The sequence below is a fragment of the Myxococcales bacterium genome (genome assembly GCA_016706225.1).
In the GTDB taxonomy this organism is placed as follows: domain Bacteria; phylum Myxococcota_A; class Polyangia; order Polyangiales; family Polyangiaceae; genus JADJKB01.
The window spans coordinates 282,000-305,493 of sequence record JADJKB010000002.1; the positions used below are offsets into that span (position 1 = coordinate 282,000).

A 23,494-nucleotide genomic window follows, 5' to 3' on the forward strand; every position below is an offset into this window, starting at 1 on the left:
CCATGCAGAAGCACACGAATCTCACCTCGGTCCTCGCGCTCGTCTGCGCTCTGGGCAGCGCCGGTTGCATGGATTTCGAAGGCCTGGACGGCGAGCGCCCCATGACCACGCACGTCGCCGACTGGCGCAACGAGATCGTCTACCAGCTGATGACGGATCGCTTCGCCAACGGCGACTACGCCAACGACTATCGCGTCGTCGAGAACGCGCCGGCGCGGTATCACGGTGGCGACTGGCGCGGCGTCGAAGAGAAACTCGACTACCTCGACGACCTGGGTGTCACCGCGCTCTGGATCTCGCCGATCGTGAAGAACGTCGAGACGGACGCCGGCGTCGATGGGTACCACGGCTACTGGACCCAGGATTTTACGCGGCTGAACCCCCACTTCGGCGATCTGCTGAGCCTGCGTCGCATGATCGACAAGGCCCACGACCGCGGCATGAAGGTGATCCTCGACATTGTCGTCAATCACGTGGGGCAGGCGTTCTATTACGACATCAACCTCAATGGGCAGCCCGACGAACGCGTCGCCGGCACCGGCCCGCTGATCGCACCCAAGCGTGGAGACGGCACACCGACCAGCCCCGTCAGCCACATCAACGAGTACGATCCGGACTACGACCCGCGCGGCGTTCAGGCCTGGACCAGCCTGGGCGAGGCGGGCCCGGCGCCGATCGTGTTCGTCTACGATCCCGAGACGAACCACCTGCCGCCGGAGCCGGCGATCTTCCAGGAGCCGCGGGCCTACCATCGCAAGTGTCGGGTCTGGGACTACAACGTTCCCGAGCAGGTGCAGACCGGGGACTTTCCCGGCGGGCTGAAGGATCTGAACACGGAAGATCCCGAGGTGCGCCAGACGCTCATCGACGTGTTCGTGCGCTGGGTCGAGCTGACGGATCTCGACGGGTTCCGCATCGACACGCTGAAGCACGTCGATCACGAGTTCTGGAAGGTGTTTGCGCCCCAGGTGCGTCAGCGGCTGGCCGCCAAGGGCAAGAACAACTTCTTCATGTTCGGCGAGTCGTTCGACGGCGACGACAAACTCGTCGGCTCGTACACGTTCGGCGACGAGGTCGACAGCGTGTTCTACTTTCCCCAGTATTACACCGCGATCCGTGACGTGTTCCAGCAGGGCGCCGCGACCAAGCAGATCGAGGACCTGTGGAAGAAACGGCTCGACGCCGGCGGCAGCTACGGCTCGGTGCCGCAGCCCGGCGGCATCGGTGTGCCGCCGAACAAGGCGCTGGTGAACTTCCTCGACAACCACGACGTCGGGCGTTTCCTGTTCTTCAAGAACGACACCGCAGCGCTGAACAACGCGCTCTTGTTCCTGTTCACCGAGGACGGCATCCCCTGTGTGTATTACGGCACCGAGCAGGGTTTCTCGGGCGGCAACGACCCGGCGAATCGCGAAGACCTCTGGTGGAGTGGCTACAACCGGCAGAGCTCGCAGTATCAGTGGGTGCAGCGGCTGGCCCGCATCCGCCGCTCGTACCCCGCGCTCACGCACGGGGATCTCAAGGTGACCTGGGCGAGTGACCGGACTGGCAGCGAGTCCGATGCTGGTATCTTCTCCTTCGAGCGCAGCGGTGGCGACGCGGGCAACGGCTACGCGCTCGTGGTGCTGAACACCAACCCCAGCCACGAGAGCTCGAGCGGGTTCAACGGCGCCGGCATGCAGGTCGGTGTGCCCGCCGGCACGCAGCTGGTCAACGTGCTCGACCCGAACGAGAACGTCACGGTCGCCGGCGACGGCACACTGACTGTCGTGGTCCCTGCGACGAGCGGGAAGCTGTTCGTGCGGGCGGGGGAAGTGGTCGCGGGGCTCTGACGGGCGACGGCGATCCGAGGTCGGCCGCCAGGCGCATTCCAGTGGAGCGGGAAGGGCTCGAGCCGGTTCACCGTACAGTGTGGTGAAAAGGACGACTCATGAAAATCCTGGCCACGGTGATCGTTGCGCTCTCGGTTTCAGCTCTCTTTGGCGGGTCCGCCGGTGCTTCCGAAGCGCTCGCATTGGAAGCCGAAGCGCCTCGGGCGGCGGCCGCGGCTCCGGTCACGGATTTGCCGGCAGCCCCCACCGCCGCGACCGCGGAGCCGCTGTACGTGGCCCGGCGCAGCTGCAAGGCCAAGTGTCAACCCGGCGACGACGTGGAGAGCTGCTCCATCAGCTGCGAGAAGGGGGAGAAAGCCTCGTGCGGATGCCTGGGTCAGCACGGCGCGTCGTGTGTGTGCCTCTCCAACGAGTGAGCTTCATCATCGCCGGCTGCCTGTTGCTCGTGCCTGCGTAGCTTCTCCGGATCGCGGAAGGGCGCCTCGACCGGCAGGCAGGACAGCGGGGAGATTGCGGCAGGCGGTGCGTACCACGCCGGGCATGGAACGAACGTGGCCGCTGCCGATGCTCCTCTTCGTGGTTGCGTGCTCCTCGGGTGGCAGCTCGGGGAGCGCGGCGGGCGGGGCGGCAGGCAACGCGGCCTCTGGCGGACTGGGCGGCACCAGTGGCGGCGGCGCGGGGGGCAGCGCGGCAACCGCCGGCACGACGGGCAGCGGGGGCAGCTCGGGAACCGCCGGCACGGCGGGCAGCGGTGGGAGCGCGGGCGCAGCCGGCGGCGGCGGGAGCGCGGGAACCGGCAGCGGTGGCAGCGCGGGCGCAGCCGGCAGCGGGGGCAGCGCGGGAGCAGCCGGCAGCGGCGGTAGCGCGGGAACCGGCGCCGGGGGCGCAGCCGGCAGCGGCGGGACCGGAGGAACGAGCACGTACTGCAAGCCAGAGTTGCCGACCACCATCACACCCGGCGCTCCGTTTGCGTTCATTCGTCCGATCTCCACCGGCTACTTCGACTCGATGATCGAATCCGTCCGCGAGATCCCGCAGCAGTTCGCCGAGGCGGCGGTCAGCGTCAGTCACTGCGCCGTGCTCAGCGCCACGGAATCGACGACGGCGCACGCTCGGGTGGCGTTCGCGTCCAACGGGAACGCTTCGCTGACCGACAAGTGGGACGGCAGTCGCGTTCTCGGAACGCAAGGATCCGGCGTGCTCGCCTTCGACCCGAACACGCTTGACGTCTCGCTGTACGCGACTCAGGACCTCGGCGTTGCGCCCGTCTTCACCAAGAATCTGAACACCGCGGGTCCCAAAGCCATCAAGCAGGGCGGCTTTTTGGCGGCGCTCTGGAACGGCTATTCCGCCAACCCGTTCGTTTGGGGCAGCATCAGCATGAGTGCGCAGGACAAGAATGGCTACTTGGCCCGTGTCTCCGCGAGCGGAGCCGTGCAGTGGGCGCACCAGATCACGGGCGGGTCGGGGTTCGTTCTGACGGTCGACGACCTCGGCGCGAGCTTGGTGCAGGTCACTCGTTCCGGCGGTGTCCCCACCCCGCCATCCGTCACGATGAACGGAACGGAGTTGATCCCGGCAGGCGCGGACGCCTTGAACTGCACGCTGGCCCAGGTCAGCTCCTCCGGCAGCGTCAACTGGGTGAAACGCGTCAAGTCGTGCAGCTCCGACAGCATCCGCTGGGCCCTGTCACCCAACACCCAAGAGCTTTACATGACCTCGATAGCCAACATCGACTGGGGCGGCGGACCTTTTTCGCAAAGCCAAGTCGAGCACGTGCTGACGAAGTTCGACACCTCCGGCAAGGTCGCCTGGCAGAAGTCCGAGGTGACGTTCTCGAACACGATCTTGCCCGCCGGATACCCCCGGCTCATCGTGGCCGACAACGGCGTTCCCATCGTGTACGGCTATCTGGACAAGACCATCAGCTTTGGCGGAGCCACGCTGACGAACCAAGCGGGCAAGCATGGCATCTTCATCGAGGCCTTCGAAACGACCGGCGCCCCGCGCTGGTTGAGCGGCTTCACCGACTGCAACAAGGTAGATTCGGCGTGGTTTTCAGCGCTCGCGCGCGTGCACGGCAAGGTCGCGCTCGGGGCCGTGCTCTCGAGTTGCACCGTCAACGGGACCGGCTTCGCGACGGCGTTCACCACCCCGAACCTGGTCGTGATCACACCCTGAGCGGACGAGAGCGCCCTCAACCGTTCGCGTACGCCGAGCGCACGATCTTCGCGATCGTTGCTAACTACCCGGCGAGCAGATTTCCCGCACCGGGCTCCCACCTTGGCCCCTCCCCCCCTGAGCTGACCCGCGCGAAGCGCACGGCCACAGCGCGGCCGCACCCGCGCCCGGTCTAGGCGCCTGATTGAGCTCTGGATCGAAGAAGCCCCGGCGCGCACCCGCGCGGAAGCCTGACGGCGCGCCGCCCGAGCTCCAGGAGCGGCAGCTCGATGCGTGGCAAGCCGTTGCGGCGTCCGACGTCGCGTCGGAGCTCGTATTCGGCGGCGGCGCGGCCCTCGCGATGATGCATCTGCATCATCGGCGCTCCGAAGACCTGGACTTCTTCCTGCAGCGCGAGCTGGCGCCCGGCGTTCGAAAGGATCTCGCCTAGCTTTGCGGCGACTCACTTTGTGAGTCATTATGACTCGCATATGAGTCACCTGAATCAGCTCACCCTCCGGGGTCTCGACCCGCGGCTCGAGCGCGCGATTCGTCAGCTGGCGAAGCGGGAGAAGATCTCGCTGAACAAAGCAGCGCTGCGCCTGCTCGAAAAGGGGGCCGGGGTCGGCACACCGGACACCTCCGCGCGGATCGGGCGTTCGCTCGACCACCTGATCGGTACCTGGACGGAGGCGCAAGCCGAGGAGCTCCTCGAGTCCATCCAAGCCTGCGAGCAGGTCGACGCGGAGCTCTGGGAGTGAAGCGCCTCTTGGACACGAACGCCTACGTCGCGCTCAAGCGCGAACATCAGGGCGTTACCGAGCTGGTCCGGGATTCGACGGAGCTCGTCTTCTCCATGGTCGTCATCGGGGAGCTGCTCTTCGGGTTTCGCAACGGCGCGCGATTCGAGAAGAACGCGAAGGAATTGAACGAGCTCCTGGCGGACGTTCGCGTCAGCGTGCTGGACGTGACGCGAACCACCGCGGATCGCTTTGGCCGGATTGCGTCCGAGCTGCGTGAGGCCGGAACGCCCATCCCGAGCAACGACATCTGGATCGCCGCGCACGTCTTCGAGAGTGGTGCCGAGCTCATCAGCTTCGACCAGCACTTCGAAGCGGTGCGCGGGCTGGTGTGGACGCGATTGCAGTAACGTACCGGGCAATGGTTGTTTCTTTGGAATCGGGTGCTGGGAGTCCGCCGCAATCATCGACGACCAATCGCCGAGCACCGTCGAGAATGCGAGCAAGACCCGCGCGTTGATCGGTCTGGTGCGCATGCCGGTCGTTACGGACACCCAGCACGTGCTCCGTTCGGAGTTGGTCTTTCGGCGCCACTACAGTAGTCGGGCCAGTGTCTAGCCTCCCTCCGGCGGGTCGTCTCCGAAGAGGGTCCCCACGGCGATCTCGATCGCATCGAAGGGCTCCGCCCGCACGACCTCGTGCCGCTCGGCACTGAGCACCGTGATGTAGCCGTCTTGGCTCCAGCGCATGACGGTCAGCGTCGCCTCGCGCGGATCGGCGATCCAATAGTGCGGGATGCCGACGCGCTGGTAGAGACGCAGCTTCTTCACCGTGTCGTGCGTGGCGTTGCTCTTCGAAAGGATCTCGCAGGTCCAGTCCGGGTGCTGCTTGACGGGCATCCCCGTGGGCCGCTCCGAATGGCGCTCGCGCCGCCAGCCGAGCACGTCGGGGCGCACGATGTCACCGGTCTCCAAGAGGACTTCGACCTCCGTGGCGATCCACCACCCTCCAGGTCCCCCGCCGCCCGACCTGCGCTGGAAAGGTGCTCGGATCGCGGTCACGATCCCGGCTTGCGCGTCCCCATGCTCACCGCTCGGTGCGGCCTTCTCGACGAGCTCGCCACCCACCAACTCGTGGAAGCGCTCGGCCTCCGGGATCGCCCAGAAGTCCTCGGGGGCCGCTGCACGCCGCGCTGACTGGCTCATGACTCGATGAGCGCAGTCTACCGCACCACCGCGCGGCTCGCATCGCCCGTCAGTGAAGCAGATACAACGCCTGTCGCGGCCCGCGACGGCGATTTCGCCCGAGCTCGCTCGGGTCTGGCTTGGCGAACGGCAGCACGAAGTCGAAGCTATCCAGGGCCTTCTTCGTGTCTTCCGCCGAGCCTTGCGCTGGGGCGCGCTCATGGCCACACCCAACGCCTGGGCGACCTGGCGGCGTAGACGCTGGTGATCCGCGACGGGCGCCGAGCTCGAGCGAACCCTGTGAAGCGCCATCAGTGCTCGGAACCCTCGACGAGAGGGTTCGCTGTTCTCAGCGCGGCGAAGCGGTTGAAGTCACGGTCGGCGGTCCAGAGCTCCGCGACTCCGTGCGCGATGCACAGCGCAGCAATGCGTGCGTCGTGGACCTTGGCCCCGCTGACCTGGGATGAGTGGAGCAGAGCTGCCAGGGCATCCCAGTATCCCTCCTCTTCGGAGAGTAGTCGGACGGCGGGCGAGCCCAGCCACTGACTGGCTTGCTCGAGCGCGAGATCGAGCGGTGTAGGTGCCTTGTAGATCCGAGCGTTGGTGACGTTGGCCACGAACTCGTGGATACACGGCCAGGGCAACGCCCAGCGCGTTCCACCCTCGACCAACTGGCGCACCACCTGCACGGCGCGATCGTGGAACGGGGAGTCGCTTCGGTGCGAGTACACCAGGATGTTGGTGTCGACGGAGATCACGCGCCGCGCCCTTCGTATGTCAGGTCGCGCAGCCTATCGCTGTCGATCCAGTCGAGCCCCTCGACGAGGCCCCCGCCACCGAACGAACAGTCCTTCATTCGGTACCGGTCGGCCCTCGGCCGCTCGCGTCGGAGTATTTCGCTGAGGCCCTCGAGCAAGAGCGCGCGAAGCGAGGTCTTGCGCTCACGCGAGAGTTTCCGCGCGCCTGCCGCAGCGCTGCGGCCGTCACCGGGGCTCAATCAGCAAGCCGGGCCGATCGGCGTCAACGTGTAGGTCTCGGTTCCGGCGCCCTTCTGGCCTGCTATCGAACCTCCCCCACTTCCAACCATCTTGCCCGGCTTGCGCGGCCCGTCGGGGAACGTGATCGTGTATTTGCCGGTATACTGGGACGCAAAGACGCCACCGAAGCTGTACGTGCCCGACATTCCCCCCGAGAGCTTCATGGTGCCCACGCCGGTGGACAGCACGAACGGTCCCTGGATGTTGCAGACCTTCTGGTTGACCTTCCAGTCCTGGAGCCCGCCGACGACCTGGTAGGCCTGCGGATCGCAGATGGCCTGCGCTCGCTCCAGCATGCCGTCGGTAGCGTACGGCTGGGCACCGCCCAGCACCGCCATGACCTTGTCCGCACCCAGCCAGTGCTTGATCAGGATGCCCGGGTCCTTCGCCGCCTTGCACGCCGCGATGGCCTCCTTCTCGCACGGACCGAACGGCAGCTGGATCAGTTGCACGAGCGGAACGGTCGTGTCTTTGTCTTTCATGCCCAGCAACGCACGCTGTCGCGCCAGTGCGAGCCCCGTCGCCGCGGCTTCCGTTGCTGCTGCGCACGACGTGCCGGCCGCCGCGATGCGCGGGTTCACCACGTCCTTCTCGTACTGGTCCAATCCTTCGCTCAACGCCCGCGCGGCAGCTCCCGATCCGCTCTCGTCTCCGAGCAGCTGCCGTCTCTTTTCCGCCGCCAAGGCCTCCCCGACCTCGTTCTGGATCCGCGTCTCGGCGCGCGAGGTCTTCCAGTGCACGTACACCTCGCGGGCCTTGTCACCCAGGTCGGCGAACCCGAAGCCGCTGAAGTGCTGGACGACCACGGCGATGTCGCCGGTCTTCGGCATCGGCTCCGCCGCCCACAGCTCCGAGCCATCGTCGTTGAACGTGAACACGAGCTGGCGTGGCACCGGGATCGGCTTGCTCGGCGTCATGGTCAGCGTGGCCGGCGCGAGGAACTGGAGGCGGCTGGGCTTGAACACCACCCCTTGACGGGCGGAGCCCGCCCTGTCGAACGACGCGACGGGTGTGGCGGTGATCTCGACCGGTCGGATGAGCGCACCTGGAGGGACCTGCAAGACGTAGCTGGTCCCTGTCGCACTCTTGACCTGGATCGACCCGCCTTCAGGTCCGATCGTGGCCTTCGCCGCGTTCGCCTCCAGCTTGATGGAAAGTGGCGCAGTGAACGGCCCGCGCTTGCCGCAACCGGCGACGGTCACGCTGAGAACGACACTGATGGCCACCGCACGCGAGATCAGCTTCGACATTGACCACACTACGGCCGCTCGTCGGCCCCGCGTCAATTCCAGCGCGGAACGCCGGCGCCGCACACGGAATCGGCCGTGATCTGAGTCACCCAGCCCGGGGCAGCGTCAGATCCTCTCGATCCAGATGGGCGCGGACCAGGCGGCGCGGTTCGCGTCGAGCTCGAGCACCTCGACGTAGAAGAAGTGCTCGCCGGGCTGAGCCAGCTCCAAGCTCAGCGCGTGCCAGCCGACCGAGACGCCGGTGAGCTCGGTGACGACCTCGACTTTGCCGCCCTGGGTGCCATGGAACAGGCGCACGTTGTACGGGCCGCTGTGGTCGGGATCCGCCAGCGAGATGCTCGCCGTCACGCTCGGGCTCGTCGCCTGGGTGCGCCCACCCATGGGCACGCGGTCGGCCGCAAAGAAGCGCGCCGGAAAAGGAGCTGATGAGCTGTGCTCAGTACGGAACCGGCTCCAACGGGCCGGAGGCAGATCGAGGCGTGCGATGCTGCAAGGACTTGCCGTGAGCCGCTGGCGCGGCAGAGCCCATGCGGGAGCGGCCCCTGATGTTCGAGTGAGCCCTCACCCGCTCACATACGCCGACCGAACGATCTTCGCGATCGTCGCCAGCTGCATTGGGGTTGCCCCCACTCGCCTCGCTGCGCTCGGCGGTCTCCCCCTCATGCGGCAGCGCGCGCCGGTTGAAGTCCATCCAAGACCCACGGCGCCTCGCCGATGGCGCGCGCCGCGCGCATGGGGGAGACGCCTCGCTCCGAGTTCGTGGCGCTCTTGCGACGGGATGGCCGACGCTCTCTGTGACCTGTGTCCGCTCGCTTTCGAAGACGGCGTCGTGAGCTTCCGAGCTGATTGCACCTTCCGTAAGACCGAAACGCCGCAGCGCGAGGCTCGAGGCGGCTGTCACGACGCCTGCGCTGTCAGTGGGTAAAGCCCGGCCGCGCTGCGGGGAGGAGGTGCGATGTCTCGGAGGCCCACTCACTCGCTCGCTGGGCCGAGGTCGCGAACACGCGTGCGCAGATCACGCGCCTGCTGCCAGAGCACGGCCTCGGCCCGAGGGCACCGCCCAGAGAGTGGGTTTCGGCAGTTCATTCCCCCTACGCGCCGTGGCGGTGGCCGGACGGGGCGATGCGCCAACGCCGCCCAAACAAGACACCCAGCCCAAGGAGCGCGAGCCACCCCGAGCCAGCTCCACCAGTCCCACCCGCCGCGCGGCAACCACATCCACCCTCGTCCGACGGAGCCGCCGTTCGACCTCCGCCCGTGCCGCCCGTGACACCGCCACCGGTGCCGCCCGTGGCACCGCCGCTGCCCCCGGTGCCACCCGGAGTACCGCCTCCGGTACCGCCCGGAGTACCGCCGCTGCCACCAGTGCCTCCGACGCCCCCGGTGCCGCCACTGCTCGGTAGCTCGCAATTGCCTTGCTGGCACGTGCCGTCTTTGCAGGCACTACCATTGGGATTCCAGCCCGAGCAGCTCTTCGCCGTCTCGTTGCAGGCCTCGGTGCAGTCGCTGTTCGTGGGATCGAGCGGACAAGGATCGCCGGTGCTGCTGCCGCACACGCTTGCCGTGCACGTCTCGGTGCCATTGCAGAAGAGCCCATCGTCGCAACCGCTGCCGTCCGTCAGCGGCTCGCAGTTCCCGTCGGTGCTGCTCCCGGCGCTCACACTGCAAGCAGCGCAGTCGCCGGTCAGCCCGCCACCGCAGGCGGTCTTGCAGCAGACTCCATCGACGCAGTGGTCACTCGCGCACTTGGAGCCCTGGCTGCACTGCGTTCCGAGCGGGGCGCCGAGGTCGTACAGCTCCGCGTTCGGAAGAGAGCTCCCGGCAACCAGGACGCGACCGTCCCCCAGCACGCTCGCCGTGTGCCACGCGTTTGCCGCCACCAGGCTCGCGGTGGGCGTCCAACTGCCCGACGCAGGGTTGTACAGCTCCGCGCTCGACAGATACTTGCCGAGGTTCGGACCGGTGCCCCCGGCAACCAGGACCCGGCCGTCCCCAAGCACACTCGCTGTGTGGACGCTTCGTGCCGTCGCCAGGCTTCCGGTGGTCGCCCAGCCACCCGTCGCCGGGTCGTACAGCTCCGTACTCGACACGCTGCTGCTCCCGGCGAAGCCGCCTGCGATCAGGACGCGACCGTCCCCCAGCACGCTCGCCGTGTGCAGATACCGCGCGCTCGCCATGCTGCCGGTGGTCGTCCAGCTACCCGTCGCAGGGTTGTACAGCTCCGCGCTCGACACGGCGCCCAGGTCGGAACCCCCGGCGACTAGGACGCGGCCGTCGCCCAACACGGTCACCGTGTGCCAGTCGCGCGGGGTTGCCATGCTGCCGGTGGTCGCCCAGCCGCCGTTGTAGAGCTCCGCGCTCGCCAGTGTCTTCCCGCCCCCGCTCGAATTGGTTCCCCCAACGACCAGAACGCGGCCATCCGCGAGCACGCCCGCTCGGTGGTCCCAGCGAGCCGTCACGAGATTCGCGGCGCTCGTCCAGACGCCCGTTGCCGGGTCGTACAGCTCCGAGCTCGACAGCTGCTCGCCGAAGAACGCGCCCCACCCTCCGACCGCCAGGACGTGGCCGTTCGCGAGCACGCTCGCCGTGTGCTCTCGCCGCCCGATCGCCAGGCTCCCGGTAGTCGCCCAAGCGCCGGTCGCGGAGTCGTACAGCTCCGAGCTCGACACCCACTTGCTCCCGCTCATGCCCCCGGTCACCAGTACGCGGCCGTCGCCCAGCACGCTCGCCGTGTGGTCGTAGCGCACCGTGGCCATGCTCCCGGTGGTCGTCCACGATGGATCGAGCAGCGCGGGATAGCTCACGGCATCGCTTTTCCAGGCGATGTGCACGCTGCACTTTCGGGCGCCGGGTGGCGTCACCGAGCGGCCCCAGGGCGCGGAGGGGTGGCGTCGAAGGCGCAGCCTTCGAGCGCGACGGATGCCTCGTGGCGCGTGCCAGCAGCATCGACCAGGTACGGTGGCGCCATGCGCAGGCGTGGTGCGCCGCCCGCGTCCAAGAGCTGCACGCAGCCGGCGACGAGGCGCAGGCCCGCCACCTGTTCGCTCAGTGCTACCTCGTAGCGGACCGACGGCTCCGCCGGTGCCTGCTCGAGCACCACGAAGTCTTCTGTCCCCACCGCCGTCGCTCGGTGCACCAGATGCGTGCCGTCGGGGCCGCCGCCGCGATACACGACGAAGCCCCCAGCGACCTCCGCGGGCGCGTCGAGCGCGCCGACGAGGGACACCCGCATAGACATGCTCGTGCTCTCGTCCGCCACCGTGAACGCGCCGCTTGCCCTCTCCGGCAAGCTCACCTGCGCCGGGCGCACCACCCTCGCGAGCGCCGCCTCCCCGATCCGCGGACGCAGCCGCGCACCCTCGCTCCGAAAGGACTCGGCCTCCGCCTCCCCCAACACCGGCGCGGGCCGCAACTGGTGCCCGCCGGCAGGGGCAAGACCTCTGGGCGCCCCCGCCGGCACGCCCGCGCGATCCGCCACCCGGAAGCGTTGCTGGATCGACGTCACCACGGCCCGGGCCGCTGCGGACTCCGCTGCCGTGACGTGAAGCTGCCCGGTGGCCCTGCCGGCGTCGTCGCCTCGCACATCATCTCTCTTATCGGATGCCGCGCACGCTCCCGCCACTCCCGCGACGAGCGCACCGACCCCGCAGATCCCAAAGACGCGCCACAGTGCTTCCACCGCCGTGACCCCCTTCGTGAGGTTCTTGCGAACGATGTGAGCGTAACACGGCCCTGATGGCAGGTGACGGCGGTGATGTCGAGAGCAAGGTAACCCCTGCAATCCGCGGCTGAGAGCGCCCTCACCCGCCAGCGTACGCCGAGCGCACGATCTTCGCGATCGTCGCCAGCTGCATGTTGCTCGTGCCTTCGTAGATCTTGCCGATCTTGGAGTCGCGGAAGAGCTTCTCGACTGGGTACTCTTTGGTGAAACCCACGCCGCCCATCAGCTCGATGGCGAGGCTGGCGGTGCGCTCGGCGACCTGGGACGAGAACAGCTTGGCCATGGCAGCCTCCTTCACGAAGGGCTGGCCGGCGTCCTTCAGGCGCGCCGCGTTGTAGACCATGAGCTTGGCCGCCTCGATCTCCGTCGCCATCTGCGCGTACTGAAACTCCATGCCCTGGAACTCGGCGATTGATTTGCCGAACTGCTTGCGCTCCACGCTGTACTTCAGCGCGTGGTCGAAGGCGCCCTCGGCCAGTCCGAGCATCTGAGCGCCGATGCCGATGCGGCCCTCGTTCAGCGTCTCGATCGCGATCTTGTACCCGACGCCGACCTCACCCAGCACGTTCTCGGCTGCGACCTCGCAGTCCTCGAGGATGAGCTCCGTGGTGCTCGAGGCGCGGATGCCGAGTTTGTCTTCCTTCTTGCCGACGGAGAAACCGGCCTGGCCCTTCTCGACCAGGAACGCCGTGATGCCCTTGTAGCCCTTGGCGAAGTCCGTGTTCGCGAACACGATGAAGAGCGAGCTCTCGGCGCCGTTCGTGATCCAGAGCTTGCGCCCGTTCAGCAGCCACTTGTCGCCGCGTTTCTCGGCGCGGGTCTTGAGCGCGAAGGCGTCGGAGCCGGAGCCGGCCTCGCTCAAGGCGTACGAGCCGACCCACTCACTCGCCAGCTTGGGTAGGTAGCGCTTCTTCTGTTCGGCGTTGGCCCAGCGCAGGATGCAGTTGTTGACCAGCGTGTTCTGTACGTCGACGAACACCGAGATGCTCGGGTCGACCTCGGCCAGGGCCTCGACCGCGAGCACGGCGTTGAAGAACGAGCTCTCGGCGCCGCCGTATTCACTCGGCACCTCGACCGCCATCACCCCGAGCTCGAACAGGCCCGCGACGAGGGACTTGTCGACGGCGCCGGCTCGGTCCATCTCATGGACCTTGGGGGCCACCTGCTCGCGCGCAAACGCGAGCACGGCGTCCTTGAACATGCGCTCTTCTTCGGTCAAGGCGGTGAGGGCGGATTGGGTCATGGCGCGCTCCATCTAGCACAGGGTTTCGCTTTTTGACCTATGCTGCACGTCAGTGGCTGGCAATAGCTTTGGAGAGTGCTTCCGGGTCACCACCGCGGGTGAGTCGCACGGCCCCGCCAACGTGGTGATCATCGACGGCTGTCCGCCGGGCATGGCGCTCTCGGTCGACGACCTCTGCGCAGATCTCGCGCGCCGTCGGCCCGGGCAGAGTCACGTGACGACGCAACGCGCGGAGGCCGACGAGCCCGAGATCTTGTCGGGCGTGTTCGACGGCAAGACCACGGGCACCGCGCTCGCGATCCTGATCCGGAACCAGGATCAAAAAAGCCAGGATTACGCGGCGATTGCCGACAAGTATCGCCCGGGCCACGCCGACTACACCTACGACGCGAAGTACGGCCTGCGAGACTACCGAGGCGGGGGTCGGGCCAGCGCGCGCGAGACCGTTGCGCGGGTCGCGGCCGGTGCGGTGGCGAGGAAGCTGATCGCGGAGGCGTTCGGCGGGCAGGTGCTCGCGTACGTGGTCCGGATCGGAGACGAGGTCGCAACGATTGCAGAGCCGGCGAGTCTGGTCCGCAGCGACGTGGAACAACTACCGGACGGCTCGCCGAACATCGTGCGTTGCCCGGACCCGGCGGCCGCCGCACGCATGGTCACGCTGATCGAGAGCGTGCGTAAGCAGCAGGACTCCGTCGGTGGCATCGCCGAGATCGTCGCGACGGGCGTGCCGCCGGGCCTCGGTGAGCCGGTGTTCGACAAGCTCAAGGCCGAGCTCGCCAAGGCGCTGTTCTCGATCCCTGCCGTCGTCGGGGTCGAGTACGGGTCGGGATTTGCGGCGGCCTCGCTCCGTGGCAGCGAACACAACGACGCGTTCGTCGCGGAGGGTGGCCGCATCGCGACGCGGGGCAACCACCACGGCGGCATGCTGGGCGGAATTTCGAGTGGCATGCCCATCGTGCTGCGCGCGGCCGTCAAACCCACGAGCAGCTTGCCGCGCGAGCAGGACACGGTGACCCGGGCGGGCGAACCCACGACCATTCGCACTGGCGGCCGCCACGACCCGTGTTTGCTGCCGCGCTTCGTGCCCGTTGCCGAGGCGATGGTGGCCATCGTGCTGGCAGATCACTGGCTCCGGCAGCGCGCGAGCGGGCGCGCCTGACGAACGAGCGCCCTCTTGCCAACCCACGACGTCCGAGCCCGCGCGTCCGCGCTGCGTCAACCAATGGGCAGCACGTGCGCGCGCTCTTCTCGATAGATGCGCAGCGCGAGCTGACCCGCGGCCGAGTCGCGAAAGTGTCGGACCTCGGAGCGCAGCGCGCCGGACGCTTGATCCTCGGTCGGCAGCGGCCAGCCGTACTCCGGCGGCAAGAGCACCGGAGCTGCCAGCGCAGCAAAGGTCAGATCTGCAGCCGTGAACTGATCGCCGGTCAAGAACCGCCGTCCGTCCGCCATGCGTGCGTCCACTTCGCTGAACACGGCGCGAACACGCTCGCGCGAGCGGCGCGCACCCTCGGAGTCGACCTTCATTCCGCGCCGCATCATGCCGCGGATGGCCGGCAGCGCGCCGGAGAAGGCCAGCTGCTGGGCCCTGGTGATTCCGGGGGTGAACAGCGCCTTCATCAGCGCGTCGTCATCCAGGATGTGAAAGTAGATCACGCGCCGAGTGTGCGGGCCGAGCTTGGTGTCGAAGTGATCTTCCAGCTCCAGAGCCTGACGTCGCTGCTCCCCGCTCCCGTACAGCGCCCCGCTCGTGTGGCGGTCACACAGCTCCAGGATGTCAGTTGAATCCCCGAGCGTGCCGCTGTCGGTCACCAGCACGGGCACACTCCGGCTGCCGCCACTCTTGCGTGCCGCCAGCATGTGCAAGAGCGGCGCCTGGGGCTCCTCTTCGAACGGCACACGCGAGCGACCCAGGGCCCAGCGGGCTTTTTCGCAGTAGTGACTGGGGCCGAGCGTGATCAGTCGATAGGCGGGCATCCTCACAGCGCCAGTAGCCCCGCACTTCGGCGCCGGCAAGCTCCTCGCGAGGGAGGATTTCCACTATCGTCCGCGGTCCGTGGCCTCCGTGACGATTCGCGGCGTGGAGAAGCAGTTCGGGCAGACACGCGTGCTGTCCGGCGTGGACATCGACGTGGAAGACGGCGGCTTCGCCGTGCTCGTTGGCCCATCGGGTTGTGGCAAGTCCACGCTGCTTCGACTGATCGCCGGGCTCGAAGAGGTGGACCAAGGCAGCATTCTTTTTGGCGGTCGCGATGTGACCCGCCTCCCGCCGCGCGAGCGCGACATCGCGATGGTGTTCCAGTCGTACGCGCTCTACCCGCACCTCACCGTGCGTCAGAACCTGGCGTTCGGGCTCGAGCTCCGCAAGACCCCCAAGGACGAGATCCAGAAGCGCGTCGACGAGGCGGCGGACATGCTTGGGCTCGGGCAGCTGCTGCAGCGCTTCCCGAGACAGCTCTCTGGCGGGCAACGCCAGCGGGTTGCGATGGGGCGGGCGATCGTGCGGCGCGCGGAGGTCTTTCTGTTCGACGAGCCGCTGTCGAACCTCGACGCCGCGCTCAGAGCTCAGGTCCGCGTCGAGATCCGAAAGCTCCACGATCGGATCGGTGCAACGAGTGTCTACGTCACTCACGATCAGGTCGAAGCCATGACCCTGGCCGACCAGATCTTCGTGCTCAACAAGGGCTGCGTCGAACAGTCGGGTCCGCCGCTCGAGGTGTACGCGCGGCCGGCCACGCGTTTCGTGGCGGCGTTCCTGGGCAGTCCCGCCATGAACTTCATCGACGCCGAGCTGCAGAAGAACGGCGAGAAATGGCAGCTCTCCGCCGCGGGCGTGAGCATCGAGCCGCCACCGAGCGCGCTCGGCGCGGCTCCGCGACCCGGCCCGGTCACCCTCGGAGTGCGCCCCCACGACGTGGCGCAAGTCGAAGCTCTCGAGGGCGCATCCGTCGGCGAGATCCGCGCGGAGGTCGAGGTGCTCGAGGCGCTGGGCAGCGAGTCGTTTGCGCACTGCAAGGTCGCGGGCGCAGCCTTCGTCGCGCGCCTGCCCGGGGCTTCGCGGCCGGCGCGCGGCGTCGAGCTCTTGCTGGGCATCGAGGCCGAGCACGTCCACGTTTTCGACGGCGAGACCGGGCGTGCGCTCTGGAGCCAGGAGAGCTGAGGCATGTTTCCGTTTCGCAAGACCACCGCGCTGGTCACCGGCGCATCTTCCGGTATCGGGCTGGAGCTCGCGCGACAGCTGGCGGAGCGCGGCGCAAGCCTGGTGCTGACCGCACGCTCGCAGGACAAACTCGAGGCGCTGGCGCAAGAGCTGAGCCAGCAATACTCCGTGAAGGCGCGCGTGGTCGTGGCGGATCTCGCTCGTCCACGCGGCGCGCTGGAGCTGTGCGCCGACGTCGACGCGCTCGGCATCGACATCGATCACCTGATCAACAACGCGGGCTTCGGGGACGCCGGCGCACTGACCCGGGCCGACCCCGAGAAACTCGCCGAGATGGTGCGGCTCAACTGCGAAGCGGTCGTGGTGCTCGCTCGCCACTTTCTGCCCGGCATGCTGGCTCGCAGGCGCGGGGGTGTGCTGAACGTGGCCTCGACCGCCGCGTTCCAGCCAATGCCCTACATGGCGACCTACGCCGCGACCAAGGCCTTCGTGCTGAGCTTCTCGGCCGCGCTGGCGAAAGAGGTGGAAGGCCAGGGCGTGCATGTCACCGCGCTCTGCCCGGGACCCGTGCCGACCGGATTCCAGGCGGCCGCCGGCATCGAGCCGGGCATGGAGCGCATTGCCGCGCTGAGCGCCAGCGAGACCGCATCCCAGGCGCTTTCCGCGTACGCGGACGGCGACGCGGTGTGTGTGCCGGGCGCGGTGAATCGCGCGCAGACCCTGTTCAGCAAGCTGGCGCCGCGAGGGCTCCTCACGAGCGCCGTTGCAGCAGCAATGAAGCGCACCGGTCGGGCGAAATGAAGCGCGCGCTACTGTTTGCGCTGTTTGCCTGCGCCTTGCTCGTTGCCCGAAGTGGGCGCGCGGAGGAGCCCCTCGCCGTCTGGCACGCCTATCGAGGCGACGAGAAGGCCGCGCTCGATCAGGTGCTCGCGGAGTTCGAACGCACGACCGGCATTCACGTCGAGGCGCTGCAAGTGCCGCACGACGCATACGCCTCGAAGCTGACCGCCGCCGTGCCGCGCGGACACGGCCCGCATCTGTTCATCGACTCCCACGAGCGCATCGGTGATCTCGAAGAGCGAGGGGTGGTCGCGCCGATCGGGCGGGAGCTGGCGGGGAGCGGACAGTATCCGGCGCGGGCGCTCGAGGCGCTCGCGACGAACGGCGGGCTGCGGGGGCTGCCCCTCGCGCTCAAGTGCCTCGCGCTGTACGTGAACCCGAAGCTGGTGCCCAACGTTCCGACGACGATCGAGGGCATCGCAGCGCTCCGGGCCACGCTCCCCAAAGATGTGGTGCCGCTCGCGTACGAGACGCGGAACATGTACTTTCACGCGGCGTTTCTGCATGCCTTCGGTGGCGCGCAGCTCGCGCCCGACGAGAAGTTCGGTTTTGACAGCCCAGCGGGCGTGCGCTCGCTCGAGTTCGTCCAACGTTTGATGCGCGAAGGCGCAGTTCCGGACGAGGCGTCGGGCGCCGTGGTCGGCGAGCTGTTCAAGACCGGCAAAGCCGCGACGGCCATCAGCGGGCCGTGGTTCGCGAGTGATCTGTCCGGCGGGCTCGAATACCGCGTCGTGCCACTGCCCCGAGTCGAAGCAGCGGGCGCGCCGCTCGCGCCCTTTCTCACCGTAGAAGCGGCGTCACTCACGCCGCGCGGGCGCACGAACCCGGGAGCGTTGCGCCTGCTCTCGTTCATCGCAGGCGAGGCGGGCGCGGACATTCGTGCGCGCGTCGGGCGGCAGGTGGTGGCCCGTACGACGTTGCCGCCGAGCGCGCGGGGAGACGCCTTCCTGGCCGCCTTTGCGGCTCAGGCCGAGCTCTCCGTCCCGATGCCCTCGTCGCCGCGCATGCGTACTACCTGGGAGCCCGCCGAGCGCGCTCTGAAGAAGACCTTGTCGGGCAGCGTAAGCGCCGAGGCCGCTCTGGCAGAAGCTTCCCGCCGGTTCGACGACGTCGTGCGCCCCCCACCCCCGCGCAAATCACCCAGCACGCTGCTCGTGCTCCTGGGCCTGGGCCTGTTGTTTGCGGCCTACGGCGTCTTCCAGCGCTCGCGCCAGGTTGAGCTGTGGCCCGAGATCCGACGCTCGATGCCGGCTTACAAATGGGTGGCGCACGCGGTGATCGCGACTGGCGCGCTGGTCATCCTGCCCATCGCGGTCGGCGCGGGCACGGCGCTGTTTGCGGGGCGGCCGGGTGAGATGCACTACGTGGGACTCGCAAACTTCATCGAGATCCTGACCGCGCGGGGCGGACCGCTCTTGTCGAGCGGCTCGTTCTACCTGGTGCTCCTGGTCACCGTGTTGTGGACGGTGGCCAACCTCGCGCTGCACGTCGGCATCGGTTTCGCTCTCGGCCTACTTCTGTCGCGCCCGAGCCTGAGGCTCAAGCCGCTCTACCGAGTGCTCTTGATCTTGCCGTGGGCCGTGCCCTCGTACGTCACTGCCCTGGCGTGGAAGGGCATGTTCAGCCGCCAGTTCGGCGCGGTCAGCGCGTTGCTCGAGGCAATGGGGGTCGAGCCATTCTCGTGGTGGGCGCGCTTCTCGACCGCGTTCTCTGCGAACCTCGCCACCAACGTCTGGCTCGGCTTCCCGTTCATGATGGTGGTCACCCTTGGCGCGCTGACCTCGGTGCCGAAGGAAGTGCTCGAGGCGGCCGAAGTGGATGGCGCAACACGCTGGCAGCGTTTGTGGCGCGTCACCGTGCCGATGGTCGTGCCCACGATGTTGCCGGCGGTCCTCTTGGGCGCGATCTGGACCTTCAACATGTTCAACGTCGTGTTCCTGGTGTCCGGTGGTGAGCCGGACGGCACGACGGACATCCTCGTGTCCGAGGCCTACCGCTGGGCGTTCACGCGGCAGGCGCAGTACGGCTACGCTGCGGCCTACGCGGTCCTGATCTTCTTGCTCCTGGCCATCGCGTCGAAGCTGATGTCGGGTGTCGGGGCTCGGAGGGCGGCCACATGAGCACCCCCAGCAGCGAGCGGCGTGTCAGCGTCGTCGAGAGTGTGGGTTCTCACCTCGCGATCCTGGCCGCGGTGGTGTTTGCGCTGTATCCGGTGCTGTGGGTGGTCTCCACGGCGTTTTCGGCCGGCAGTGCACCGGAACGCCGGCTGTTGCCCATCCCGCGCCAGCTCACCCTCGAGCACGTGGCGGCCTTCGCCGGTAGTCCACACGTGTTCTCGCAGGCCGCGAGCTCGCTCATCGTCAGCCTTGCCACGGCGCTGGTCGGCATCGCCATTGCGCTGCCCGCGGCGTACGCGCTCTCGCGCTTCTCTTTTGCCGGCAAGGAATCGGGAGTGCGCGTGCTGCTGGCCACGCAGATGTTCCCGATGGTGGCGAGCGCGGTGCCGCTCTACATGGTCCTCGAGTACCTGCACTTGCTCGATACCCGCACCGGGCTGGTGGTCTGTTACGCCACGACCAGCGTGCCTTTTGCGATCTTTCAGCTGCGCGGCGCCTTCGACTCGATCCCGAAGGATCTGGAAGAAGCCGCCATGGTCGACGGGGCAACCCGGCTCGGGGCTTTTCTGCGGGTGGTGCTGCCCGCCGCCCGCCCGGCCATCGCCGTCACCGGGTTGTTCGCCTTCATGAGCGCTTACAACGAGTTCATTCTGGCGGCGACGATCCTGGGACGCGAAGAGGCGTTGACCTTGCCGGTGGTGCTGCAGCGCTACGTGGGTGAGCACGACGCGGCCTGGGGCACGTTCGCCGCGGGCTCCATTCTGGTGAGCCTGCCCGTGATGTTGTTGTTCTACGTCGTGCAGCGAAACCTGGTGTCGGGGTTGACCGCCGGTGGCGTGAAGGGTTGACCACCAGCAGGCCGACGTTCGTCGCTTGACGTCGCATCTCGGCAGGGTTTGACCCGGGAGCGAGACATGCATCATATCCCTCAGGACACGGGCTGGATCGAGGTCATCACCGGCTGCATGTTCAGCGGCAAGACCGAGGAGTTGATCCGGCGCCTGAACCGCGCGCGCTACGCCAAACAGCGCGTGAAGATCTTCAAACCGCGGATCGACGCGCGCTACGCACCCGACAGCGTCGTGAGCCACTCCAAGCAGGAGCTCACCGCGGTCGCGATCGATGATGCCAACGAGATGCTCGAACACACCGAGGACGTGGACGTGGTGGGCATCGACGAGGCGCAGTTCTTCGGAGCGCCCGTGGTGGCGGTGGCCGAGCGGCTCGCCAACGAGGGCAAGAGGGTCGTCGTGGCGGGGCTCGATCAGGACTATCTCGGGCGCCCCTTCGAGCCGATGCCGCACTTGATGGCGGTGGCCGAGTACGTGACCAAGAACCTCGCGATCTGCATGCGCTGTGGCAACCCCGCGGATCGTTCACAACGTCTGGTGCGGCGTGACGCCACCGTGGTCGTGGGTGGAACCGAGTCCTACGAAGCGCGCTGTCGGCGTTGTTTCGACCCGACGCTATCGGCGCCATCGCAGACGGAGCTCTTCGACGGTGCACCGAACGAAGCCTGAGCCGCGGGTCACTGGCGGCCGCAGACGGTCGTGAGCACCGCTTCGAGCCGCCCGAGCCCGCGCACCTTCTCCAGCGAGCTCGGCATCGCGCGCACGATGCTGGTGTAGTCCTGAAGTCTGCGAGCGTCCGCGCCGGTGACGCGCAGCGCGGCCTTTTCCAGGGCGTTCAGCTCGGCGTCGGTGGGCAGAGCCCGGGTCGCGATCAACAGGTTGACGGCGAAGTTGACCCAGTCGGCGGATGGCAACGCCTGGGCCAGTGACAGCGACAACTTGATCGCGAGCTCGCGCGACAGGTTGTCGCAAGTGCCGCCGGCGGCCGACGCGAGCACCTCGAGCAGGCGCCCTTTCAGGATGCCCTCCGCGCGCGCCGCATCACCCGTGCCGATGGCTCGCTCCGCGACACTCCCCAGCAGCTCGAGCGCGTGGGCTTTCGAGGTTGCCGCCGCGGGCCCTGTGGGTGGCGGATTGAGCGAGGTCACCAGGGTCGGGCGCCCTGAAGGACGCTGGTCCGGGGGCAGGGTGTCGCGGGCTTCGCCGACGGACAGCTCGAGCTCGAAATCGCCAACCAAGATACGATCGCCAACGGCGAGGGGTTGTCGTCCGCGAGTCACGCGGCGTCCGTTGACGAAGACGCCGTTTGCGCTGCCGAGATCTTCGATGCTGGGGCCACTTGGGTCGATGACGACGCGTGCGTGCAAGCGCGACACCTTCGGGCCGTCCAGGATCACCTGACAGTGAGCGCTGCGGCCGAGCTCGAATACCCCCGGAGCCAAGGGCAGCCAGCCATGGGGGAGCTTCAGTCGGTAGGGCGGCGACGCAGGGGTCAACGGCCCCATCCTGCCTTGTGGGTCAGCGCATGAAAACCGCGGAAGCTCCCGGGCCGCTGGCCTTCCCTCAGCAAGGCTTGCAATTGCAGGAATTTCCACAGGTGACGGTGGGCTTGGAGCCGCCGCCGCAGGCGCCGGTGCAGCTGTTCTTTCCACAGGCCACCGTGACTCCTGCGCATGCGTTGACCTCCGAGCCGCAGCTGACGGAACAAGGCCCGTCCGAGCACTCGAGATGGGCGCCGCCGCAGCCGAGCTTCACGGAGCAGTCGAGGCTGCATTGGGTACCGGTCGGGCACTTGAAGGTGCCGCTGGCACACGCACCTTGGAAAGTGCACTCGACCTTGCAGGCATATCCCTGCGGGCAAGTGATGGTCTTGTTGTTGCACTCGTTCGGGGTGTCGCAAAGGATGCTGCACACTCCGTTGCCGCAGCCGCCGTCGCATATGACAGGACAAGAGCTGCCGGTCGGTGCCGCCGCAGTTCCGCAGGCAAGGGTGCCGCCGGTTCCGCCTGACGCGCCGGTACCACCGGATGCACCCGTGCCACCGGATGCACCCGTGCCACCGGATGCGCCCGTGCCACCGGATGCATGCACCCGTGCCACCCGATGCGCCCGTGCCACCCGATGCGCCCGTGCCGGCCTGGCCCGCGGAGCCGCCGCTGCCCGCGCCGCCGCCGGTCGTCGTGGTGCCGCCGGCCGCACCAATCCCGCCCGATCCGCCGGAGTCCTCGACGCTGGGCGGCGTGTCTGGAAACAGGCTACATGCCACCGCCGCGAAGCTCAGACTGAACAACAGCGCGCCGCGCACGAACGCCACTATGCCACACGGATGCGGAGCTGGGGTGAGTCGACCCTCCCGCGCTTTGCCCTTATAGTGACGAAGTGCGAAATACGCCGGTCACATGGCCGCGCGCGGAGCTGAACGGAGGTGTTCCGACGAGGGCACGCCGCTTCGCGCTGCTGATCGAGGGTACCGAAGTTCCACTGTCTCGCGGTGAGCTGCTCTTGGGGCGAAGCCGCAGTTGTCAGGTGATCGTCGATGACATGCTGGTGTCGCGTCACCACGCGCGACTCCTGGTCTCGAAGGCCACGCTGTTCGTCGAGGATCTGGGCAGCTCCAACGGCGTCATCGTCAACGAGGTTCGCATCGCGGGGCCAACGCCCCTCGGCGAGGGCGACCGCGTCATCGTCGGGACCCAAGAGTTAGTCGTGCACGCCGTCGACGACGGCGTAGAGACGCTCGAGCCGCCGTCTCCGCCTCGCGCAAAACAGGTCACGCCTCGCGCGCAGGTGTCGGTGCAGCTGGCCTCTGTCTCGGTGAAGCGCGTGCAACCCACCCAACCGGAGATTTCCCTTCGACAAGCGCTCGGAGACGACGCGCGACTGCCTGAAAGTTCGCAGCACCCTGGCCGGGAGGGTGGCGAGGCGACCTTGCGCACCGAAAAGCAGGACGGCCTGCTGACCATGGCGCGCATGGCGGATCGAATGATGAGCATGGGGCGTCACGACGCGGCCGCGCGGCTGCTTGGCGACCACCTGAAGGGTGTGCTGGCCAAGGCCAAGGAAGGTCGAAGTGTTCCGAAGGACGTGCTCGAGACCGTCGGGACGTACGGCGTCAAGCTCACGGACGTCACCGGCGATGGGCAGTGGGCAAACGTCGCCATCGAGTTGCATCTCTTGGCCATTCGTCCGTTGCCGGACAAATCCGTCACCGTGCTCGAAGCTTCGATGGCGCGGGCTCCGGGCATCGATCGCCCGCTCGTTCTTCGCTACAAAGCAGCGCTGCGCGCCGCCGAGGAGAAATTCTCGAAGGCGGAGCAGGCGCTCTTGGACCGCATCTATATGATCCCGACCAGGTGACG

Annotated in this window: 24 protein-coding genes; 14 read left to right on the forward strand and 10 right to left on the reverse strand. The window is 67.7% G+C overall.

Translation table 11 applies throughout. From position 1 onward, the window contains the following. Positions 1 to 2: 2 nt before the first annotated feature. The 7 genes from IPI67_01385 (at position 3) to IPI67_01415 (ending at position 5,350) form a co-directional block, all read left to right on the forward strand. The gene (locus tag IPI67_01385) at positions 3 to 1,832 is read left to right on the forward strand and encodes an alpha-amylase (GenBank protein MBK7578832.1); all 1,830 of its coding nucleotides are present in this window, start codon (positions 3 to 5) and stop codon (positions 1,830 to 1,832) included. Positions 1,833 to 1,930: 98 nt separating this feature from the next. Then, positions 1,931 to 2,248 (forward strand): hypothetical protein, encoded by a 318-nt coding sequence (locus IPI67_01390; protein MBK7578833.1) that lies wholly within the window; start codon positions 1,931 to 1,933, stop codon positions 2,246 to 2,248. Positions 2,249 to 2,372: 124 nt separating this feature from the next. Then, positions 2,373 to 4,013: a hypothetical protein gene (locus IPI67_01395; GenBank protein ID MBK7578834.1), complete on the forward strand. Its 1,641-nt coding sequence runs from the start codon at positions 2,373 to 2,375 to the stop codon at positions 4,011 to 4,013. Between the two features lie 184 nt (positions 4,014 to 4,197). Next, positions 4,198 to 4,443: a nucleotidyl transferase AbiEii/AbiGii toxin family protein gene (locus IPI67_01400; GenBank protein ID MBK7578835.1), complete on the forward strand. Its 246-nt coding sequence runs from the start codon at positions 4,198 to 4,200 to the stop codon at positions 4,441 to 4,443. Between the two features lie 40 nt (positions 4,444 to 4,483). Beyond that, on the forward strand, positions 4,484 to 4,753 hold the full coding sequence (locus IPI67_01405) for a hypothetical protein (protein MBK7578836.1): 270 nt from the start codon (positions 4,484 to 4,486) through the stop codon (positions 4,751 to 4,753). Further along, positions 4,750 to 5,142 (forward strand): type II toxin-antitoxin system VapC family toxin, encoded by a 393-nt coding sequence (locus IPI67_01410; protein ID MBK7578837.1) that lies wholly within the window; start codon positions 4,750 to 4,752, stop codon positions 5,140 to 5,142. The genes IPI67_01405 and IPI67_01410 overlap by 4 nt, the downstream gene beginning before the upstream one ends. Continuing rightward, positions 5,072 to 5,350 (forward strand): YdcF family protein, encoded by a 279-nt coding sequence (locus IPI67_01415; protein MBK7578838.1) that lies wholly within the window; start codon positions 5,072 to 5,074, stop codon positions 5,348 to 5,350. The genes IPI67_01410 and IPI67_01415 overlap by 71 nt, the downstream gene beginning before the upstream one ends. Here the strand turns inward: IPI67_01415 and IPI67_01420 are convergent. From IPI67_01420 to IPI67_01450, 7 genes are all read right to left on the reverse strand, one after another. Continuing rightward, complete coding sequence (locus IPI67_01420) at positions 5,347 to 5,937, reverse strand: Uma2 family endonuclease (protein ID MBK7578839.1); 591 nt, start codon at positions 5,935 to 5,937, stop codon at positions 5,347 to 5,349. The two genes, IPI67_01415 and IPI67_01420, sit on opposite strands and share 4 nt — an antisense overlap. 290 nt (positions 5,938 to 6,227) lie before the next feature. Further along, positions 6,228 to 6,674 carry a PIN domain-containing protein gene (locus IPI67_01425; protein ID MBK7578840.1) on the reverse strand — a complete coding sequence of 149 codons (447 nt, stop codon included), beginning with the start codon at positions 6,672 to 6,674 and terminating at the stop codon, positions 6,228 to 6,230. A gap of 239 nt (positions 6,675 to 6,913) precedes the next feature. Further along, complete coding sequence (locus tag IPI67_01430) at positions 6,914 to 8,203, reverse strand: hypothetical protein (GenBank protein ID MBK7578841.1); 1,290 nt, start codon at positions 8,201 to 8,203, stop codon at positions 6,914 to 6,916. A 105-nt stretch (positions 8,204 to 8,308) separates the two neighbouring features. Then, positions 8,309 to 8,584, reverse strand: coding sequence for a hypothetical protein (locus tag IPI67_01435; GenBank protein ID MBK7578842.1), 276 nt, complete (start codon positions 8,582 to 8,584; stop codon positions 8,309 to 8,311). Between the two features lie 710 nt (positions 8,585 to 9,294). Continuing rightward, positions 9,295 to 11,007, reverse strand: coding sequence for a hypothetical protein (locus tag IPI67_01440; GenBank protein ID MBK7578843.1), 1,713 nt, complete (start codon positions 11,005 to 11,007; stop codon positions 9,295 to 9,297). A 53-nt stretch (positions 11,008 to 11,060) separates the two neighbouring features. Then, positions 11,061 to 11,786: a hypothetical protein gene (locus tag IPI67_01445; protein ID MBK7578844.1), complete on the reverse strand. Its 726-nt coding sequence runs from the start codon at positions 11,784 to 11,786 to the stop codon at positions 11,061 to 11,063. Between the two features lie 217 nt (positions 11,787 to 12,003). Then, positions 12,004 to 13,167: an acyl-CoA dehydrogenase gene (locus IPI67_01450; GenBank protein ID MBK7578845.1), complete on the reverse strand. Its 1,164-nt coding sequence runs from the start codon at positions 13,165 to 13,167 to the stop codon at positions 12,004 to 12,006. A gap of 52 nt (positions 13,168 to 13,219) precedes the next feature. Between IPI67_01450 and aroC the strand changes: the two genes are divergently transcribed. Beyond that, positions 13,220 to 14,326 (forward strand): chorismate synthase, encoded by a 1,107-nt coding sequence (gene aroC / locus IPI67_01455; protein ID MBK7578846.1) that lies wholly within the window; start codon positions 13,220 to 13,222, stop codon positions 14,324 to 14,326. Positions 14,327 to 14,382: 56 nt separating this feature from the next. Here the strand turns inward: aroC and IPI67_01460 are convergent, their stop codons facing one another. Continuing rightward, positions 14,383 to 15,144, reverse strand: coding sequence for a glutathione S-transferase (locus IPI67_01460; GenBank protein MBK7578847.1), 762 nt, complete (start codon positions 15,142 to 15,144; stop codon positions 14,383 to 14,385). Between the two features lie 79 nt (positions 15,145 to 15,223). Between IPI67_01460 and ugpC the strand changes: the two genes are divergently transcribed. The 5 genes from ugpC to IPI67_01485 all read left to right on the forward strand — a co-directional run bounded on the left by ugpC (position 15,224) and on the right by IPI67_01485 (position 20,804). Beyond that, the gene (ugpC, locus tag IPI67_01465) at positions 15,224 to 16,327 is read left to right on the forward strand and encodes a sn-glycerol-3-phosphate ABC transporter ATP-binding protein UgpC (protein ID MBK7578848.1); all 1,104 of its coding nucleotides are present in this window, start codon (positions 15,224 to 15,226) and stop codon (positions 16,325 to 16,327) included. Between the two features lie 3 nt (positions 16,328 to 16,330). Beyond that, positions 16,331 to 17,128 carry an SDR family oxidoreductase gene (locus IPI67_01470; protein ID MBK7578849.1) on the forward strand — a complete coding sequence of 266 codons (798 nt, stop codon included), beginning with the start codon at positions 16,331 to 16,333 and terminating at the stop codon, positions 17,126 to 17,128. After that, a complete protein-coding gene (locus IPI67_01475) occupies positions 17,125 to 19,287 on the forward strand; it encodes an extracellular solute-binding protein (GenBank protein MBK7578850.1) in 2,163 nt (720 codons plus the stop codon). Before IPI67_01470 ends, IPI67_01475 begins: the two co-directional genes overlap by 4 nt. After that, positions 19,284 to 20,132, forward strand: a complete 849-nt coding sequence (locus IPI67_01480) for an ABC transporter permease subunit (GenBank protein ID MBK7578851.1) — start codon at positions 19,284 to 19,286, stop codon at positions 20,130 to 20,132. Before IPI67_01475 ends, IPI67_01480 begins: the two co-directional genes overlap by 4 nt. Positions 20,133 to 20,198: 66 nt before the next feature. Beyond that, complete coding sequence (locus IPI67_01485) at positions 20,199 to 20,804, forward strand: thymidine kinase (GenBank protein MBK7578852.1); 606 nt, start codon at positions 20,199 to 20,201, stop codon at positions 20,802 to 20,804. Between the two features lie 8 nt (positions 20,805 to 20,812). On the opposite strand, the gene IPI67_01490 is transcribed toward IPI67_01485, so the two are convergent. Both IPI67_01490 and IPI67_01495 read right to left on the reverse strand, forming a co-directional pair. Continuing rightward, positions 20,813 to 21,640, reverse strand: a complete 828-nt coding sequence (locus IPI67_01490; protein ID MBK7578853.1) for an FHA domain-containing protein — start codon at positions 21,638 to 21,640, stop codon at positions 20,813 to 20,815. Between the two features lie 58 nt (positions 21,641 to 21,698). Beyond that, positions 21,699 to 22,235: a hypothetical protein gene (locus tag IPI67_01495; GenBank protein ID MBK7578854.1), complete on the reverse strand. Its 537-nt coding sequence runs from the start codon at positions 22,233 to 22,235 to the stop codon at positions 21,699 to 21,701. Between the two features lie 279 nt (positions 22,236 to 22,514). Between IPI67_01495 and IPI67_01500 the strand changes: the two genes are divergently transcribed. Continuing rightward, the gene (locus IPI67_01500) at positions 22,515 to 23,492 is read left to right on the forward strand and encodes an FHA domain-containing protein (protein MBK7578855.1); all 978 of its coding nucleotides are present in this window, start codon (positions 22,515 to 22,517) and stop codon (positions 23,490 to 23,492) included. Positions 23,493 to 23,494: the final 2 nt, after the last annotated feature.

Bases quoted from the DNA above. Each gene is read 5' to 3' on its own strand.
- IPI67_01485 (MBK7578852.1), top strand. From the start codon at position 20,199: ATGCATCATATCCCTCAGGACACGGGCTGGATCGAGGTCATCACCGGC.
- IPI67_01470 (MBK7578849.1), top strand. From the start codon at position 16,331: ATGTTTCCGTTTCGCAAGACCACCGCGCTGGTCACCGGCGCATCTTCC.
- IPI67_01460 (MBK7578847.1), bottom strand. From the start codon at position 15,144: ATGCCCGCCTATCGACTGATCACGCTCGGCCCCAGTCACTACTGCGAA.
- IPI67_01390 (MBK7578833.1), top strand. From the start codon at position 1,931: ATGAAAATCCTGGCCACGGTGATCGTTGCGCTCTCGGTTTCAGCTCTC.
- IPI67_01490 (MBK7578853.1), bottom strand. From the start codon at position 21,640: ATGGGGCCGTTGACCCCTGCGTCGCCGCCCTACCGACTGAAGCTCCCC.
- IPI67_01450 (MBK7578845.1), bottom strand. From the start codon at position 13,167: ATGACCCAATCCGCCCTCACCGCCTTGACCGAAGAAGAGCGCATGTTC.
- IPI67_01475 (MBK7578850.1), top strand. From the start codon at position 17,125: ATGAAGCGCGCGCTACTGTTTGCGCTGTTTGCCTGCGCCTTGCTCGTT.
- IPI67_01405 (MBK7578836.1), top strand. From the start codon at position 4,484: ATGAGTCACCTGAATCAGCTCACCCTCCGGGGTCTCGACCCGCGGCTC.
- IPI67_01395 (MBK7578834.1), top strand. From the start codon at position 2,373: ATGGAACGAACGTGGCCGCTGCCGATGCTCCTCTTCGTGGTTGCGTGC.
- IPI67_01430 (MBK7578841.1), bottom strand. From the start codon at position 8,203: ATGTCGAAGCTGATCTCGCGTGCGGTGGCCATCAGTGTCGTTCTCAGC.
- IPI67_01420 (MBK7578839.1), bottom strand. From the start codon at position 5,937: ATGAGCCAGTCAGCGCGGCGTGCAGCGGCCCCCGAGGACTTCTGGGCG.
- IPI67_01480 (MBK7578851.1), top strand. From the start codon at position 19,284: ATGAGCACCCCCAGCAGCGAGCGGCGTGTCAGCGTCGTCGAGAGTGTG.
- IPI67_01435 (MBK7578842.1), bottom strand. From the start codon at position 8,584: ATGGGTGGGCGCACCCAGGCGACGAGCCCGAGCGTGACGGCGAGCATC.
- IPI67_01385 (MBK7578832.1), top strand. From the start codon at position 3: ATGCAGAAGCACACGAATCTCACCTCGGTCCTCGCGCTCGTCTGCGCT.